The sequence below is a fragment of the Rathayibacter sp. KR2-224 genome, assembly GCF_049446075.1.
In the GTDB taxonomy this organism is placed as follows: domain Bacteria; phylum Actinomycetota; class Actinomycetes; order Actinomycetales; family Microbacteriaceae; genus Humibacter.
Genome location: NZ_JBMSEB010000001.1, coordinates 2,440,763 through 2,457,495, shown reverse-complemented (window position 1 = coordinate 2,457,495; position 16,733 = coordinate 2,440,763). Strand labels below are relative to the sequence as shown.

Genomic DNA, 16,733 nt, shown 5'->3' with positions numbered 1-16,733 from the left:
CTACCGTCCCGGCGTATGGGCGAGCCGCTCGCGGCCGAGGCTGAGCGGCGCCCCTCGCCAGCGCGCCTTCAGACCCGCGGCAGTGTGCCCAGTCCGTCCGCGATCGGGATGGCTGCGAGCAGGCGACGCGTGTAGGCATCCTTCGGGTGCGCCCACAGCTCCTCGGCAGTACCCGACTCCACGATGCGGCCAGCACTCATCACGGCGATGCGGTCCGCGATCATCCGCACGACCGAGAGGTCGTGGCTGATGAACAGCAGGGATGCCCCGCGTTTGCTCGCCGCGTCGCGCATCAGGGTCGCGATGCGTGCCTGCAGCGACGCATCGAGCGACGCGATCGGCTCGTCGCCGATCAGCACCTCTGGCATCGCGGCGAGTGCCCTGGCGATGGCGATGCGCTGCCGCTGCCCGCCGGAGAATTCGTACGGGTAGCGGCGCGCGGCGTCCGCCTCCAGCCCGACGTCGGCGAGCAGCTCCGGAACGGATGGCGCGTCCCGGCCGGCCGCACGCCTACCGTCTTCGATCTGGCTGCCGACCCGACGGCGAGGGTTCAACGACGCGTACGGGTTCTGGAACACCATCTGGATGCGCCGCAGCCGCTCAGGTCGCGCGCGCGGGCCGAGCTTCGACACGGGCTCCCCATCGAACCGGATGCCTCCGCCCGCGAGCGGCTCCAGCCCGCACACCGCGCGTGCGAGCGTGGACTTGCCGCAGCCCGACTCCCCCACGAGTCCGAGCACTTCTCCTGGCGCGAGCGTGAGGCTCACCCCGTCGACTGCACGTAACTCGCCACGGCCCGCCTGGCGGTAGCTGACGACGATGTCGTCGAGCACGAGATCAGCGGACATCGGGCACCTCCTCGTCGTAGCCCGCGCCCGGTGGTGGCGTATGCGGGAGCGACTCGATGAGTGATCGTGTGTAGTCGCTGCGCGGCTCCCTGATCACCTGGTACCGATCGCCGTGCTCGACGATCTGGCCCTTGTGCATGACGGCGATCGTGTCTGCCACCGCGGACATCACGCCCAAATCGTGCGTCACGAGCAGCACGGCAAGGCCGAGGTCGTCGCACAGTTCGCGCAGCAGCCGCAGCACACCTGCCTGCACGGTGACATCGAGCGCGGTCGTCGGCTCGTCGGCGATGAGCACGCCAGGGTCGCACGCGATGGCCGAAGCGATGGCGATGCGCTGAAGCTGACCGCCGGAGAACTGGTGTGGATACTTGCCGAGCGCATCGCGCGGGTCGGGCACGCGCACGCGGGAGAGCAATTCGACGGCTCGGTCGCGGGCATCCTTCTTCGAGAGCCCGAGATGATGGCGCATGTGATCGGTGAGCTGGCCGCCGATCGAGATCATGGGGTGGAGGCTCGCTGTCGGGTCTTGGAAGACCACCGCGATCTCCCTTCCCCGCACGCGATTCAGAGACCGGGATCTCAGCGACAGCACGTTGGCCACCTGCATGCGTTCGGAGTTCAGCTCGACGGTTCCGCCCACGATCGAGCCGGCGGGCTGCAGACCGCACACGGCGAGTCCCGTCATCGTCTTGCCCGAGCCGGATTCACCGGCGAGTCCGGTCACGGCTCCCATCGGCACATCGAGGTCGATCCCGCGCAGGATGGGCGTCTTCGCCTGTTTCGTCGCGATCGTGAGGGTGAGGCCCCGGATCGAGAGCCCGCGTCCGGCATCCGTCTCGCTCACATCGACACCTCCGATACGGCCTCGGCGGTGCGGGGGTCGAGCGCATCTCGGAGGGCGTCGCCCACGAAGTTGAACGCGACCACGACCGTGAAGATGGCGAGGCCCGGGAATGCCGCGAGCCACCAGCTGCTGAACTGCTGCACGCCGTCGGCGACCATGGCACCCCACTCCGGCGTGGGCGGCACGGCGCCCAGCCCGAGGAACGACAGGCCGGACAGCAGCAGGATGGCGTTGCCGAAGTCCAGCGTGGCGAGCACGAAGACGGGCGCCGCGACGTTGGGCAGCACGTCGCGCGACAGCGACCGGAACGATCCGGCACCGAGCAGCCGGCCGGCCACCACGTACTCCTGCCGTCGCGCAGAGAGCACGAGCGAGCGCATCACGCGCGCGTAGTTGGGCCACGACACCACGAGCAGCGCGACGACGGCGTTGGTGAGGCTCGGGCCGAGGGATGCCGCCACGATCATCGCGAGGATGATCGTGGGGAACGCGAAGACGAGGTCGGCGATGCGCATGATGACCTCGTCGACCACGCGGCCGAAGTACCCGGCGATGGCGCCGAGCACCGACCCGATGATCATCGACGAGACGACCAGGATGAGCGAGAGCGGCAGCGACACGCGCGACCCGTAGAGCGTGCGGGAGAGCACGTCGCGGCCAAGCACATCCGTGCCGAACCAATGTGCACCGCTCGGCGGAGCGAGCCGCGGGAACTCTTGAGCGAGCGGGTCGTACGGCGCCAGTAGCGGCGCGAACACCGCGATCACCAACCAGAGAACGATCACGGCCACCCCGACGATGGCCATCGGCCTGCGCCACTGCCGAGCCAGCAGTGGCCGCCTTCGCCGCTTCCACGGCGGCGTCTTCAGCACCCGTCGGCCGTCGGATGCCTGCGCCGGCTCGGTTGCCTGTGCCGCGTCGGCGCTCATTGCACCCTCACTCTCGGGTCGATGAATCCGTACACGACGTCGATGATGAAGTTGATGGCGATGTACACGACTCCGACCACGATGCCCACGCCCATCACGGCCGGGAGGTCGAGCGTGGTCGCGGCCTTGTAGGCGTATTGCCCGAGGCCACCCCAGCCGAACACCTGCTCCGTGAGCACGGTGCCAGACAGCAGCGAACCGAACGCGAGTCCGACGATCGTGAGGATAGGCAGCAGCGATCCGCGCAGGATGTACCGGAACACCACGGCCGATGGGGAGAGCCCCTTTGCCCTCGCCGCCTTGACGTAGTCCTGCGACAGCACGTCGAGAACGCCCGATCTGGAGAACCGCACGAGCAGCCCGACCGTGTACAGCGTGAGAACGACGCCGGGAAGCACGAGGTGGGCCAGGGCATCCGCGAAGGTGCCGAACTGGCCGGCGAGCAGGGCATCCACCGTGTACATGCCGGTGACGGTGGGCGGTGGCGTGGTTGCGGCGTCCAGTCTGCCTGCACCGGGTGCCCAGCCGAGCAGGTAGAAGAACACGAAGAAGAGTGCGACGGCGAGCCAGAACGTGGGGATCGAGATGCCGACGAGGCTGAACACGCGGATGATCTGATCGGTCAGCCGGTTGTGGCGGAGCGCAGCGATGAGTCCGAGGCCGATGCCGATGATCACCGAGAGCACGATCACGAACAGCGCGAGTTCGGCAGTCGCCGGAAACGCCACGGCGAGGTCTTGCGTCACGGGATTGTGCGTCTGCGTGGACGTGCCCAGGTTGCCCTGCAGCAGGTGACCCAGATAGATGAAGTACTGCACGACGACGGGCTTGTCGAGGCCCTGAGCCTGGCGGAACGCCGCCACGATCTTCGGGTCTCCTGCCGCACGCTCGCCGAGCGCCGCCTGCACCGGGTCGGCGGGCACCAGGTTCGTGAGCACGAACGTGACGATCGTGACACCCACCACCAGCAGGATGCTGATGCCGAACCGGATGCCTATGTAGCGAAGCAGCGGATGCCGAAGGCGCCGGCCGGCACGGCGTGCACCGGCCGACGCCTGCTCGACGTCGCTACTTGATGGCAGCGAGGTCAACTGTCCACACGGGGTTCAGTTGCAGTGACGTGATGCTCGACGACGTCACGACGTACTGGGCGGGCTGCACGACGGACACGAACGGGCCGGTCGCGTTCTGCGCTCGCTGCCATGCCGCGTATGCGTCAGCGCGAGCGCTGCCGCTCGCAGCCTCCGCCGCCTGCTGTGCCGCCGTCACCGTCGGGTCGGCGCCGGCCTTCCATCCTGCGCGAAGACCGAGATCGCCGCCCGGGTTGAACACCAGGTAATCGGAGGGGTCCGGGAAGTCCGGGCCCCAGTACATGATGCCGGACTGAAGCTTGCCGGCACGGTACGCGTCGAGGAACGTGGAGATCGGCGCAGGCGAGAGCGTGATCTTGAGGCCGATCGCGGCGAGCTGCGACTGGATCGCCTGGGCGAGCGTCTCCATCTGCAGGCCGTTGATGGTGATGTCGTTGGGGTACGAGAACGACACGGGCTGGCCCGAGTAGCCGCTCTTTGCGAGGGCGGCCTTCGCCGCCGTTGCGTCGTAGCCATCCGTCGAGTCCGGCTTGATCGCACCCAGGAACTGGGAAGGAACCATGCCACCCGGCTGCGTCGCACCCTGCCCGGACAGCGACAGCATCTTGCTGTAGTCGATGCCCTTGCGAACGGCCGTCAGGAAGTCCTGCTTGTCGGTGACGCCGCCGGAGACGCCCGGATCCTGGTTGAACCACAGGTAGATGACGTCGGGCGAGACGCCCTTTATCACCTTGGTCTTGCCGCTGCCGAGACCATTCACCTGGTCGGCGTTGAGGTCCAGTGCCACCTGGGTCGAGCCGGCCTGAACGTTGATCTTCTGCGTCGGCCCCGCGACGTTCTCGAGCACGACCTTGCTGTACGCCGGCTTCGGTCCCACGTAGTGCGGGTTGAGCGCGAACACGACCTTGGTGTTCACGCTGTACGACTGCAGCATGTACGGCCCGGAGCCCGCCGACGTCTTGTTCAGAAAGGACTCCGCGCCGTCGGACTTCGACGTGGAGCCGCCGTGCTTGGCCAGCACCTTCGAGTCCACGATGCCCAGCGACGGGTTCGGCAGGATGAACGGCAGCGCAGGGTTCGCCGACTGGCTCGTGAGCACAACCGTCTTGTCGTCCTTCTTCGTCACCGCGACGCCGTCGAGCAGGAACGACGGGTTGCCTGCGATGCCCTGCACGCGCTTGAGCGAGAACACGACGTCGTCGACCGTGACGGGATCACCGTTCGAGAAGCTGTGCTTGCCGTTCATGGTGAGCGTGAGCGTCTTGTCGTCGGATGACTCCTTGTACGACATGAGCGACGGCACCGGCTTGGTCACGTCGCCGCCCTTGAAGGTGAGCACGGTGTCATACAGCACCCGGTCCACGATCGAGCCCGTGAGCTCGAACGCCCTTGCCGGGTCGGATGTCTTCAGGTCGAACGAGTTGTCGACGACGAGCGTCTTTCCGCTGCCTCCAGAACCACCGCCACCCGAGCATCCGGCCAGCACTATCGCGGTGCTGGCTGCGATCACCACGGCGGCGGCGATGCGGCGGTGAGAGCGGATCATGGGCGCCTTCTCTCTTCGTGTTGCGGGAATTCATCCACCGTAGAGCCGGACCGTTTCGGCGACGTTTCGCCTCGCCCTTCTGAAGCCCCGATCGTTACGAGGTCAGGGCAGGCGGGTGGGAGAGCCTGCCCGACTCGAAGGCGGCATCCGTCTCGGCGAGCACGCGCAGCACATTGGCGCCGGCGAGTCGTGCGAGCTCGGCGCTCGACCAGCCCCGCACCGCGAGCTCCTCGAGGAGCGCGGGGTAGCCGTCGACACCCTCGAGCCCCGGCGGAAAGATGTCCGTTCCGTCGAAGTCGCCGCCCAGGCCGATGTGACGGATGCCTGCCACGTCGCGCGCGTGCTCCACGTGGTCGGCGACGTCGGCGATCGTGACCGGCGGCATCGGCTCGCTCTGGTCGGACTCGTACCACTGCCAGAAGTCCTCACGCAGAAACTGCGGCACGAACGTGATCATCGCGACTCCGCCGTTGTCGGCCAGCCGCGCCAACACGTCGTCTGGGATGTTGCGCGGGTTGTCGGCCAGCGCCCGCGCGGAGCTGTGGCTGAAGATCACCGGAGCGGATGCCACGTCGAGGGCCGCGTGCATGGTCGCGGGCGACACGTGCGAGAGGTCAACGAGCATCCCTATGCGGTTCAGCTCGCGCACGTACGCCTTGCCACGTTCGCTGAGCCCGTTGTGCGCGGCCTCGTCTGTGGCGGAGTCCGCCCACGACGACGTGCGCAGATGGGTCAGAGTGAGGTAGCGCACGCCCAGGGCGGCGAGCATCCGCAGCACGGCGGGCGAATCGTTCAACTGGTGTCCGCCCTCGGCGCCGAGCAGGCACGCGATGCGGCCCCGAGAGCGCGCGTGGGCGATGTCGGCAGCAGACTGGGCGAGTTCGAAATCGCCCGGGTACCTCGCCACGAGCCGGTGCACCCAGTCGATCTGCTCGAGCGTGGCCTGCACGGCAGCCGGCCCGGCGTCGTCGTCGGCGACGAACACCGACCAGAACTGAGCTCCGACGCCGCCGCGGCGCAGCCGGGGAATGTCCGTGTCGCTCGGGAGCACGACGTCGAGTCCCTCGACCGAGTAGTCCCGTCTCAGGCGGCTCTCCCAGGCCCAGTCGTTGTGCCCGTCGATGACGGGGCACAGTTCGAGGGCTTCGGCCACGACGGATGCCGGTTCACGAGAAGTCATGCATTCGAACCTAGGGCGCGTCATGCCCGGGAGCCGGCTCGACGCACGAGCCCGTGCCGGTACGGTGGCCTTCCTCGTGGCCGCTCCCTATTGTTGGTGCATGCCGTCCATCGCAACCCTGGGCGCGTTCGCCCTGGCGGCGTTCGCCATCATCGTCATCCCCGGCCCCAGCGTGCTGTTCGCCGTCGGGCGCTCCATCGCGCTCGGTCGCCGCGCCGGAATGTTGAGCGTGCTCGGCAACGCGCTGGCCATCATCCCGATTGTGGCCGCTGTCGCGCTCGGGCTCGGGCTCGTGGTTGCCGAGTCCGTCGTGCTGTTCACCGTGATCAAGCTGGCCGGGGCGCTCTACATCGTCTATCTGGGCATCCAGGCCATTCGCCACCGCAAGAACGGCTCGATCGACGCGATCGCGTCGGGTCCTCGTCGATCGGCGACGCGGATGCTCAGCGAGGGATTCCTCGTCGGCATCAGCAACCCCAAGCTGCTGGTCTTCTTCGTGGCGGTGCTGCCGCAGTTCGTCAACTTCCGGGCGGGCGGCATCCCGCTTCAGATGATGGTGCTCGGACTCGTGTTCTTCGTGATCGCGTTGCTCTCCGACAGCACGTGGGCTCTCCTGGCCGGACTCGCGAGGGGCTGGTTCGCGAAATCGCCCAAGCGCGCGGAACGGCTGTCAGCCACCGGAGGCGTCATGCTCATCGGGCTCGGCGGCGTGCTCGCGGTCACCGGCAACAAGAGCTGACGGCTCGGCTACACGGCGTCGTCGTACGAGGCGGTCGGCACGATCACGGCTCTTGCCAGCGTGTGGAAGTGCAGATTGAACCCGAGCACGGCAGGCGTCGATTCGGGGTCGAGGTCGAGGCGCTCAACGTCGACCGCGTGCACCACGACGAAGTACCTGTGCACGCCCGTGCCCTGGGGCGGCTCGGCACCGGTGTAGCCCACCTGTCGCAACTCGTTCTTCAGCTGGGCGGCACCGCCGGGAAGCGACCCACCCGCGCCGCCCGCACCGCGCTCCAGAGCGGTCACGGACACCGGAATGTTGTAGACGGCCCAGTGCCAGAAGCCGGAACCGGTGGGGGCATCCGGGTCGTGGATCGTGACCGCGAAGCTCTTGGCGCCATCTGGAAAGCCGCTCCACGACAGCTGCGGCGACGTGTTGCCGCCGCTCGCGCGGAACTGTTCAGCGATCGGATGCCCGTCCGCGACGTCCTCACTGGTCACGGAGAACTGCGGAACGGATCCGAACCGCTCGTACGGGTCTTCAGCCATGAATTCCTCCTCGAACTGTGCTCGTTTCAGCTTGCCCCAAGCGACCCGACTCCGCGCCCACCGCGGGTTGAGCAGCTCGCGAAGCGCGCGTATCGAAACCCCACCCACCCACACACCCGGTTTCGATACGCGGCTGCGCCGCTACTCAACCAGCGGTGAGCACGACGCCAAGGCCAGCGGTGAGCATCGAGCCAATGCCAGCAGTGAGCGTCAGGAGCGGGTGCCGACCGCGTCGGGCTCCTTGCGGAGCGCCCGGCGAATGCGCGCAGGCAGCGAACCGATCGCCCAGCCCGTGACGCGAAGCATCGCCTCGACCACGATGCCACCCGACATCTTGGAGCTGCCCCGCTCACGTTCAGGGAACGTGATCGGGACCTCGCGGATGCGCAGCCCCGCGACCTGCGCGTGCCACAGCATGTCGATCTGAAAGCAGTAGCCCTGGCTGAGCACGGCATCCAGGTCGATGCGAGCCAGTGCATCTCCGGTGAACGCGCGGTATCCGCCCGTCATGTCGCGCACCGGAACACCCAGCGCGAATCGTGCGTATGCGCTGCCACCGCGCGACAGCGCCTTGCGCCAGAGCGGCCAGCCGCTCACGCCGCCGCCGGGCACCCAGCGCGAACCCACGACCACGTCTGCCTTGGTCAGGCCATCGAGCAGCCGCTGAAGCTCTTCCGGGCGATGCGAGCCGTCGGCATCCATCTCGACGATCACGTCGTGGCCGTGCTCGAGCGCCCAGCGCATCCCGGCGCGGTACGCCGCACCAAGGCCCTCCTTGCCGGCCCTGTGCAGCACGTGCACCGAGGCGTCGTCGGCGGCGAGGCCGTCTGCGATCTCGCCTGTGCCGTCCGGCGACGAGTCGTCGACGATCAACACGGATGCCTGCGGCACCGAGTTCCTGACCCGCCCCACGATCCACGCGATGTTCTGCGCTTCGTTGTAGGTCGGGATGATGACGGCCACGTTCACGACGCTGCTCCTCTCGTAAAAAGGTAGACGACATCCCTGTGCAGCGAATAGCTGTTGACAAGGTCGAATCCGAGCGAGCGGAGGTCGGCCATCCGCTCGCGCATGCCGGTCGAGGTCACGACGCCGTCGTTGTCCGGCCCGCGGTATTCCACGAGCCATACCCGGCCGTTGCCGGATTCGATACGTGCGCCGACCTCGGGAATGGTGTGCGCCTTGTCCCACAGCGCGTCGCGATCGACGTAGGGGATCTCGAGCGTCACATCGACGACGTCGGCGAACTGCTGGGGATAGAGGTGCATGGCCAGTCGAGGACGACGCGATGGCCGCGTCGTCTCATCAAAGACGATGTCGTCGCCAGGCTTGGCATGCTGCTGGACGACGGCCGCCACGTCTGCCCAGTCGCTTCCGCCGTTCTTGGCGTACGGTCCGCGCTGGGCGAGGTAGGTCGGCGTGGCGATCGCGGCGATGAGTGCAACGCAGGCGAACGCCGCGAGCGCGCTCGCACTCCGATTGACGACCGAACCGGATGCCTGCCCTCTCGGCAGCCGTGCGATCACCCACCGCGCCGCACCGTCGATCGCGACCGCGAGCAGGATGGCCAGTGCCGGCGTGGTGAACGAGACGTAGCGAACCGTGTAGGCGGGCATGAAGGCGTTCAGCGCGAGCAGCGCGAGGGGCGGCAGCGCGAACCAGGCGACCGCCAAAAGCAGGAGGCGCGCGCGGTCCGTGCGCAGCATCCTTCGCACTCCCGAGCGCCTCCTGCGCCGCCACGCCACGAGACCGACGACGGCGAGCGCCGCGAGCGCCGCCCAGGCGAGCACAGCCACACCCCAGCTGTAGTCGAACCACTGGTTCACGGTGAACGTGAGGAAGGTCACGCCCGGATGCTTGCCGAGGAACTTGATCTGGCCGTGCTCCTTGAGCGCGAAGTATTCAAGGGGCGACGCGAGGATGACTCCGCCCAGGGTCGCGAGCATCCATCGCACGATCACGGCGCGAAGCGCGGCCACGTCCGGCGACACGGTGGAACGCGGCCGGGTCAATGCCCGGACGGTTGCGCGCAGACGACCCCGGGATTCCCACAGCAGCAGCGCCGCGAACGGCAGCACGAGCAGCGCGAGATACAGGAACACGTAGATGCATGCCGCGTAACCGACCGCGAACGCGACCCACGGCAGCAGTCGTCTGGTTCGCCGCGTGACGAGCCGTAGAAACAGCACGACGAGCCACACCGCGCACGCCGTACCGAGTGCGTAGGAGCGCACCTCCGTGGCCATGTAGGTGGTCCGCGGCAGCACGGCGAAGACGAGGGCCGCGAGGATGCCCAACCGCAGGCCGCCGTATCGCGCGACGAGAACGACGACGCCCGCGGCCGCCAAGCCGACGGCCATGGCGCTCGGCAGGCGAGTGGAGAGCTGCGATGCTCCGAAGAAGTCGATCCACACGTGCAGGAGCGAGTAGTAGGTGCCGTGCACGGCATCCACTCGCCCGAGCTCGCGCAGCAGCGAACCCCACGGACGCTCGGCCGACATGATGCTCGCCGCCTCGTCGCCCCAGAACGACGGCACCCACGATCCCCACCACGACACGACGAAAGCGAAGAGGCCGGCCGCGACGGCCGCGATCGTGGTGAAGCGCGGCATCCGTGCGACACCGCGAGCGGGTTCTGGACGCGTTGGCGGGGTGTTGCGGGAGGTGGCCGCAGCCACATTCGTGCTGGTCACGCGCACCTCCCCCGTTGTCGCTCGTCTCGTGCCATCCGGTGCGGTCGCGCCGGGGCGCCCCACCCTGGACGCCTGACCAGCCCAGCCTTACGTCCTGGACATTCCCCCGCCTGGGCGTGAACCAGGAGTGAACTTCTTCTCAGGGCTGCGCCACCTGTGCATCACTTCAGGAGTCAGGCCCGCCGTCGCGTACCTGAGCCCCTTCCCGACGAGAAAAAGCCTCAGCCGATGGCGGGATTCGCGTGGTGGATCAGGTCGAGCATCTGCGCAGGGAACCACGCGCCTGCCGCCGGGTCCACCTGGCCCCACAGCGGATCGAAGGATGCCTTCCCCGGCACACTCTTAGGCCAGCCCGGCTTCGAGTACGCGGCGTAGTTCCACACCCGTCCCGCACCGGCGGCGTTGCACTGCCCGTCGGATTCGCCGGGCGTCTTCACCCACAGGTACGCGTCGACGAGCGGAACACCCGTGTTCGTGGTCGGAGTGCGCCCCAGCCCGGCGCCGGGCGAGTTGCACCAGTTGCCGCTCTCGAGTTTGGGCACGTTGGCTGCCGGCTGCTTGTAGGGTGCACGAAGATAGCTCTTCATGGGATTCGGGCCCGCCCCGGCCCGGCTCGTGTCGATGACGAAGTGAGCGGTCGCTGAAACCCCTGCGCGACGCAGAGCCGACGCGTACTGATCGTCGATCGTGCGCGGATCGAGCGCGAGGCCGGTGGCGCCGTCTTTCCACGGCCGGTAGTCGTCGAGCGCGCCGCGCTGCGGTGCCCCGACCAGGGCTTCACTCCTCGTGCGGTCGGAACCGTCGTTCGGGTACTGGCCGGGGCAGCTCGCACTGGAGTCGCGACCGAGCAAGGCGATGCACTCCGAGACCCAGGTGCCGAACCGGGTGTTGTTCTCCGAGTACTGGTAATTCGACACATTGAGGAAGAAGCCCTGGGCCTCGTTCACTCCCGCGTGGATGAGGCGCTTGGCGATGCCCGAGACGCCCATCCACGCGCTGTTCGTGCCGTCCAGGTACACGCTCGTGTGCGGCTTCGCCTCGAGAACATGCACTGCATAGTTCAGCTGGCTGTACCGCTCGACGTCGGTGAAGGGATGCCCGGCCCTGCTGGCTCCGTGCCCGTGGCCGCAATCGGTGCCAGGCAGCATCCCGAGGCTGTCCGGCTCGACCAGCACCGCCGCCTTCGCGCTTCCGATGCCCGCGGCGACGCCGTCTATCCACGCTTCGTAGTCGGCGGTGTTCAGTGCGCCGCCGGCCGAGTAGTCGCCACAGTCGCGCCCGGGTATGTCGTATGCGACGAACACGGGCGTCCTCCGCTCGGTAGCCGCAGCGGCCATCGTCTTCTCGACGGCAGTGCGCACTTGCGTCGCCGTTCCGCCGGTGAGCCACACCGCCTGAGGTGTCAGATCCACCCTCGCCAGCGCCGCGGCATCCGACTCCCACCCGCGTCTGAGCAGCTGGACTCCTTGTTCGGCCGAGCCGTGGTCGGGCACCCGCACGAAGAGCTTCGTCGAGGTGCCCAACGCGTGCGGGTCCTTCGACGACGTCGACGCGAATCCGGCCGGAACACCGATAGCACCCGTTCCCGCGATGCAAGCGGCGACCACTGCGACCGTCAGAATGCCCTGGGACAGCCGACGCCGCTGCCGAGCACGCACAGCCCACCCCTCGGGAGCACGTTCGTTCGCGCGCACTCCTACGACTCCGCCACGATCTGTCGCAGCGGACCGCTGGTCGCCACGTGCCCCCATGCCGCGACGACGAGCACGATCAGTGCGGACACCAACAGTCCGATCGCCGGCTCGACGTGCACTGCCGCCGCCCCCAGCATCGCGCCCAGCCCGATGAGCGCGACGGCGCCGGCTCGCCTCGGCCATGGCTGCCCCTTGCTCGCACCGAATACGGAATCGGCGGCGAGACCCGCGAGCGTCGAGGTCACGACGACCGTCGTCACGTCCTTCACCGCGATGTGCCTCGCGGTTGCGGCTTGCGCGCCCATGGCGAGGCCGAGCATCCCCGTCACGGTCCACTGCACAGCGTCACCCGGATGCCTGCCCACGCTGAACAGCACGACTGCGGCAGCCAGCAACAGCACGCCGACTCCGCTGAACATGGTCGTGGAGAGCCGTGTCCAGCCGACATCCACGGTGCGCAGCACGCGACCGCCAGCTGCGGCTCCCGCCATGAAGCACACGAGGGCGATGACCGGACCGATGATCGGAAGGTTGTCGCCTCCGAGCAGGGCCATGCCCAGAATGACGACATTGCCCGTCATGTTGCCCGTGAAGACGCGGTCGAGACCGAGGTAGCCGACGGCATCCACAACGCCGGTCGAGAACGTGAGCGCGAGCATCAGCCCGAGGTGCGTGCGTTCGTGCAGTTGCCACTGCTTGGGCATGCCGTCTCCTGTCGTCGTATCGATCCCACCACACACGCGTCGGGCACGGCCCGCCCGTTCGGCAGAATGGAGGCGTGAGCATCCCCCTCTCCGGAACGTCCATCGACCTCGAGCACGGCCCGTACCGCGCTTCCATCGCCAGCGTCGCCGCTTCGCTGCGCTCGTTGACCCACGATGGGCGAGACCTCGTCGTGCCGTTCGACGCCGACGAAGTGCGGCCCGCGTTCCGCGGCGCAACGCTGGTGCCGTGGCCCAACCGGGTTGTCGACGGCCGCTACAGCTTCGAAGGCGTCGAGCAGCAGCTGGCCCTGACCGAACCGCACCTGCGCAACGCGCTGCACGGACTCGGCGCATGGCTCGACTACGAGGTGCGCGACCGCGGCGACGACTTCGTGGAGCTGGCAACGACCATCCAGGCCCAGCAGGGATATCCGCATCGTCTCGATGTGACAGTGGTCTTCCGGCTCGGCGACGACGGCCTGTACTCGGCAGTCACCGCACGCAACACGGGAGCGGACGCCGCACCCTTCGGCACCGGTCCGCACCCCTACCTCGTCGCAGGCCAGGGCCGCGTCGACGACTGGATGCTCGCTCTACCGGCCGACCAGGTGCTCACCGTCACGCCCGACCGGCTCGCCCCCGTCGGGTTGGCGGATGTCGCCACCGAGCAGGGTGCGGCCTTCGACTTCCGCACACCCCGCACCATCGGCGACGTGTTCATCGACCACGCGTTCACGGGCCTGACAAGGGATGCCGACGGCGTGGCATCCGTCGAGCTCACCGCGCCCGACGGCAACGGCGTCGCCATGCGGTGGGATGCCGCATGCCCGTGGGTGCAGGTGCACACGGCCGATCAGCCGGACCCGGCCACCAGCCGCCGTGGCCTCGCGGTCGAGCCGATGACGTGCCCGCCGGATGCGTTCAACTCCGGCACCGACCTCATCGTGCTGCAGCCGGACGAGTCGACGACCGCCGGCTGGACCATCGTCGCGCGCTAGGCCCTAGTAACCGCCGGTTGAGTAGCGGCGCGAAGCGCCGCGTATCGAAACCCAGACCCCCCGCCGAACCCGTTCGGTTCGGTGAGCGGTTTCGGTACGCCACTATCGCCGCTACTCGGCCCGCGGCGACCTGCGGTGGGCCAGCCGCATGAGTCGCCTCGCCCAGCGTCGCTCGATGCGCAGATATCGGATGCGTCGCGTCCAGGCACTCGATCGCTCCGACGAGAGCGCGAGCAGCACGAGGATGTCCAGCGGAAGCCCGAGCAGGTTCGCGCGCAGATTCACCTGCGGGCCGCCCGCGAAGAAATCGACCGCGGCCGCAATGACGGCGATGGCGCTGAGCGTCATCGAGAGGATGCGCGCCCAGTCGCTTCCGCGGAAGATGAGCGTGATCAGCGCGAACTGCACCAGCAACCCTGCGATCGTGATGCCGAAGGCGGCCCCCGCGATGATGAGCGTCACCGTGTGCGTGAAGTCGGAGGGCACCCCGTCCACGTCGATCGACAGCGAGTTCACGTAAGCGGTCCAATGGATGGCCGTGATCACCACGAAGGCCACTCCGGCGATCGCCCGAAGCGCGAGCAATGCGCAGCCGAGTGCGATGGAAACCGGCCGCTTGTCGGCTGCGGCTTCGACGACATCCGTTTCGTTCTCGAACTCAGGGCGCGATCGGACCTGTCTCAGATCGACGACGGGAAGGTCGCCGTCGGTGATGATCGAGTCGCCTCCGCCGTTGCGCGAGTGGTAACCCGTGGAGAAGTCTCGGATGGCTCCCAGCCGCACGTCGGCATCCGCTTTCTGCAGGGTGCTCACCACGTGGTCGCGCTCGATGTCGGTGTTCGCGTCGATCTTGTGCGTGACCTGCAGCGTGAACAGCGAGAGTCCGACGCGTCGGTCGAACGTGGCCGCGCCCAGCCAGTCGGCCGGCTCGCCTCCGGGTAGCCGCCACCCCTCAGGGCACTTCCAGAACCGCACGTGGTGGCGCTTCGCCGGGTTGCCGAGCACCTCCTGCTGATACGCGAGATCCTGCTGCCTGCCGAACAGCAGCAGAGGGCTCACGGGAGCTTCGTCATAGCTGCGGCGCAGCAGGGTCGAGCTCACGATGCGCCAGCTCGATCGCACGGTCACGGCGTCGGCGCGGGTCCAGCCGGCCGCGACCATGGCGGTCTCCAACTGGGCCTGCGAGCCCAGAAGCGCCAGGTTGATGGGATCGCCGAGCAGGCCGTCGCTCGTCCTTGCCCTGCCGATGAAGTAGTTCGGCACGTAGATGCGCGTAAGGATGCTGTGCAACCGCGGCAGCACGAGGTACGCCAGCAGCGCCCAGAACAGCACGAAGAAGAGGATGAGCCACCAGCCCCACCCGAAGCTCTCCGAGGCGAGCAGCCACGCCAGCCAGATGGCGGCGAGCGTGGCGAGGAGGAAGTATCCGTAGTCGATCGCGCGCGTGAACCGCATGCGGATGTGCACGGCCGGCCGCTTCTCCGGCTCCGGCTCTCCCCCTGGCGTGATGCCGGCAACGCCGGGAGTCGTCACCGCGGCCGGTTCGGTCGGCGTGACCGGCTCCGGCGCCCGCACGCTGGCGACGCCGTCTTCGGTTCGCCCCGCCGGCATGGGCTCATGCTATGCGCTGCAGACGGCATCCGAACCGTTCGAGCCTCTGCGTGCCTCGAACGGGTGCCGCTACCCCAACCGTTATCTGATTGTGTCTGAGAAAAAGTATCGACGCCGAACAATACGGGGCATGATCGCCTCAGCCGCATTCACAAGTTGAACGCGGCGGTCCCGGAGTAGTCCGAGTCTCATCGAAGGAGAGAGACGTGAAGAAATCGACGCTGATTTCCGTCGCCGTTCTCGCCAGCGCGTCAGCATTGCTGCTGGCCGGCTGTTCGAGCGGTAGTGGCGGCAACAGCACCAGCAATGCGGGCGGAAAGACACGCGCATGCGTGATCCTTCCCGACGCCGTGTCTTCCCCCCGTTGGGAGAACGGTGACCGCCCTGCACTGCAGAAGGCAATCACCGATGCCGGCTTCCAGGCCGACATCCAGAACGCACAGGGAGACACCAGCAAGTACGCCACCATCGCCGACCAGCAGCTCAACAAGGGTTGCGGTGTGATGCTCCTCGTCGACTACAACGGCGCAGCCGTCACGGTCGCGAAGAAGGCGAAGGCTCAAGGCATCCCCGTCATCGCATACGACCGTCCGATCAAGGGCGCCGACTACTACGTGTCGTTCGACAACGCGAAGGTCGGCGAGCTGGAGGGCCAGTCGATCGTCGACGGCCTGAAGGCAGAAGGCAAGGATCCGGCATCCGCGGTCGTCGTGTACATGGGCGGAGACCCGACGGACGGCAACGCCAAGATGTTCCACGACGGAGCGGTCAAGGCGATGTCGGCAGCCGGGATCAAGCCTGCGGCTGAGCCCCCGGGGATCTGGGACGCCGACAAGTCGGCGACCAACTTCGAGCAGGCGCTGACCTCGCTCGGCGGCAAGGTCGACGCGGTCTGGGTCGCCAACGACACCAACGCATCCGGTGTCATCTCCGTTCTCGACAAGAACGGCCTGAAGGTTCCCGTCTCCGGACAGGATGCCTCCACCGCCGGCCTGCAGAACGTGCTGCTCGGCAAGCAGACCGCGACGGTCTACAAGCCGTATCAGGACGAGGCGAAGGCGGCATCCCAGCTGGCGATCACCCTGCTGAAGGGTAAGAAGCCGAGCGGGATCACCAACAAGGTGGACGGCGTTCCGTTCATCTCCGAAACGCCCCAGCTGATCACGGCGAAGGACGTTCAGAAGGTCATCGACGACGGCAATGCCAAGGCGAGCGACATCTGCACACCAGCAGTGCAGGCAGCCTGCACGCAGTACGGCGTGAAGTAGCAGTCCGCCGCTAACGAGAGCGAGGGGCTTCGTGCACGGACAGGCGTCCGTCACG

The 16,733-nt window shown here is 67.7% G+C and carries 15 protein-coding genes; 3 read left to right on the top strand and 12 right to left on the bottom strand.

Going from position 1 to position 16,733, the window contains the following annotated elements; all coding sequences use genetic code 11:
* Positions 1-68 precede the first annotated feature (68 nt).
* The 6 genes from ACO2Q7_RS11290 to ACO2Q7_RS11265 all read right to left on the bottom strand — a co-directional run bounded on the left by ACO2Q7_RS11290 (position 69) and on the right by ACO2Q7_RS11265 (position 6,441).
* Positions 69-848 carry an ABC transporter ATP-binding protein gene (locus ACO2Q7_RS11290; protein ID WP_423355698.1) on the bottom strand — a complete coding sequence of 260 codons (780 nt, stop codon included), beginning with the start codon at positions 846-848 and terminating at the stop codon, positions 69-71.
* Entirely contained in the window at positions 838-1,695 is an 858-nt protein-coding gene (locus ACO2Q7_RS11285; RefSeq protein ID WP_423355697.1) for an ABC transporter ATP-binding protein, read from the bottom strand. The genes ACO2Q7_RS11290 and ACO2Q7_RS11285 overlap by 11 nt, the downstream gene beginning before the upstream one ends.
* Positions 1,692-2,624, bottom strand: coding sequence for an ABC transporter permease (locus tag ACO2Q7_RS11280; protein ID WP_423355696.1), 933 nt, complete (start codon positions 2,622-2,624; stop codon positions 1,692-1,694). Before ACO2Q7_RS11280 ends, ACO2Q7_RS11285 begins: the two co-directional genes overlap by 4 nt.
* A complete protein-coding gene (locus ACO2Q7_RS11275; protein WP_423355695.1) occupies positions 2,621-3,715 on the bottom strand; it encodes an ABC transporter permease in 1,095 nt (364 codons plus the stop codon). The genes ACO2Q7_RS11280 and ACO2Q7_RS11275 overlap by 4 nt, the downstream gene beginning before the upstream one ends.
* Complete coding sequence (locus ACO2Q7_RS11270; RefSeq protein WP_423355694.1) at positions 3,693-5,261, bottom strand: ABC transporter substrate-binding protein; 1,569 nt, start codon at positions 5,259-5,261, stop codon at positions 3,693-3,695. Before ACO2Q7_RS11270 ends, ACO2Q7_RS11275 begins: the two co-directional genes overlap by 23 nt.
* A gap of 94 nt (positions 5,262-5,355) precedes the next feature.
* Complete coding sequence (locus tag ACO2Q7_RS11265; protein ID WP_423355693.1) at positions 5,356-6,441, bottom strand: dipeptidase; 1,086 nt, start codon at positions 6,439-6,441, stop codon at positions 5,356-5,358.
* Between the two features lie 100 nt (positions 6,442-6,541).
* Here ACO2Q7_RS11265 and ACO2Q7_RS11260 point away from each other — a divergent pair, with 100 nt between their 5' ends.
* On the top strand, positions 6,542-7,180 hold the full coding sequence (locus tag ACO2Q7_RS11260) for a LysE family translocator (RefSeq protein ID WP_423355692.1): 639 nt from the start codon (positions 6,542-6,544) through the stop codon (positions 7,178-7,180).
* Between the two features lie 8 nt (positions 7,181-7,188).
* Here ACO2Q7_RS11260 and ACO2Q7_RS11255 read toward each other — a convergent pair whose 3' ends face one another.
* The 5 genes from ACO2Q7_RS11255 to ACO2Q7_RS11235 form a co-directional block, all read right to left on the bottom strand.
* Positions 7,189-7,710 carry a YbhB/YbcL family Raf kinase inhibitor-like protein gene (locus ACO2Q7_RS11255; RefSeq protein WP_423355691.1) on the bottom strand — a complete coding sequence of 174 codons (522 nt, stop codon included), beginning with the start codon at positions 7,708-7,710 and terminating at the stop codon, positions 7,189-7,191.
* Between the two features lie 210 nt (positions 7,711-7,920).
* Positions 7,921-8,679 carry a polyprenol monophosphomannose synthase gene (locus tag ACO2Q7_RS11250; RefSeq protein WP_423355690.1) on the bottom strand — a complete coding sequence of 253 codons (759 nt, stop codon included), beginning with the start codon at positions 8,677-8,679 and terminating at the stop codon, positions 7,921-7,923.
* A complete protein-coding gene (locus tag ACO2Q7_RS11245; RefSeq protein WP_423355689.1) occupies positions 8,676-10,403 on the bottom strand; it encodes a glycosyltransferase family 39 protein in 1,728 nt (575 codons plus the stop codon). Before ACO2Q7_RS11245 ends, ACO2Q7_RS11250 begins: the two co-directional genes overlap by 4 nt.
* 221 nt (positions 10,404-10,624) lie before the next feature.
* A complete protein-coding gene (locus ACO2Q7_RS11240; protein ID WP_423355688.1) occupies positions 10,625-12,097 on the bottom strand; it encodes a glycoside hydrolase family 6 protein in 1,473 nt (490 codons plus the stop codon).
* Positions 12,098-12,099: 2 nt separating this feature from the next.
* On the bottom strand, positions 12,100-12,801 hold the full coding sequence (locus ACO2Q7_RS11235) for a YoaK family protein (RefSeq protein ID WP_423355687.1): 702 nt from the start codon (positions 12,799-12,801) through the stop codon (positions 12,100-12,102).
* A 74-nt stretch (positions 12,802-12,875) separates the two neighbouring features.
* Between ACO2Q7_RS11235 and ACO2Q7_RS11230 the strand changes: the two genes are divergently transcribed.
* A complete protein-coding gene (locus tag ACO2Q7_RS11230) occupies positions 12,876-13,799 on the top strand; it encodes an aldose 1-epimerase family protein (RefSeq protein ID WP_423355686.1) in 924 nt (307 codons plus the stop codon).
* A gap of 111 nt (positions 13,800-13,910) precedes the next feature.
* On the opposite strand, the gene ACO2Q7_RS11225 is transcribed toward ACO2Q7_RS11230, so the two are convergent.
* Positions 13,911-15,410, bottom strand: coding sequence for an LssY C-terminal domain-containing protein (locus tag ACO2Q7_RS11225; protein WP_423355685.1), 1,500 nt, complete (start codon positions 15,408-15,410; stop codon positions 13,911-13,913).
* Between the two features lie 206 nt (positions 15,411-15,616).
* On the opposite strand from ACO2Q7_RS11225, the gene ACO2Q7_RS11220 reads away from it, so the two are divergent.
* Positions 15,617-16,678, top strand: coding sequence for a sugar ABC transporter substrate-binding protein (locus ACO2Q7_RS11220; protein WP_423355684.1), 1,062 nt, complete (start codon positions 15,617-15,619; stop codon positions 16,676-16,678).
* Positions 16,679-16,733: the final 55 nt, after the last annotated feature.

What these genes read in the sequence shown, in the direction of transcription:
- ACO2Q7_RS11290 (WP_423355698.1), bottom strand. Translation starts at nt 848, where the DNA reads ATGTCCGCTGATCTCGTGCTCGACGACATCGTCGTCAGCTACCGCCAG.
- ACO2Q7_RS11280 (WP_423355696.1), bottom strand. Translation starts at nt 2,624, where the DNA reads ATGAGCGCCGACGCGGCACAGGCAACCGAGCCGGCGCAGGCATCCGAC.
- ACO2Q7_RS11270 (WP_423355694.1), bottom strand. Translation starts at nt 5,261, where the DNA reads ATGATCCGCTCTCACCGCCGCATCGCCGCCGCCGTGGTGATCGCAGCC.
- ACO2Q7_RS11265 (WP_423355693.1), bottom strand. Translation starts at nt 6,441, where the DNA reads ATGACTTCTCGTGAACCGGCATCCGTCGTGGCCGAAGCCCTCGAACTG.
- ACO2Q7_RS11260 (WP_423355692.1), top strand. Translation starts at nt 6,542, where the DNA reads ATGCCGTCCATCGCAACCCTGGGCGCGTTCGCCCTGGCGGCGTTCGCC.
- ACO2Q7_RS11255 (WP_423355691.1), bottom strand. Translation starts at nt 7,710, where the DNA reads ATGGCTGAAGACCCGTACGAGCGGTTCGGATCCGTTCCGCAGTTCTCC.
- ACO2Q7_RS11235 (WP_423355687.1), bottom strand. Translation starts at nt 12,801, where the DNA reads ATGCCCAAGCAGTGGCAACTGCACGAACGCACGCACCTCGGGCTGATG.
- ACO2Q7_RS11225 (WP_423355685.1), bottom strand. Translation starts at nt 15,410, where the DNA reads ATGCCGGCGGGGCGAACCGAAGACGGCGTCGCCAGCGTGCGGGCGCCG.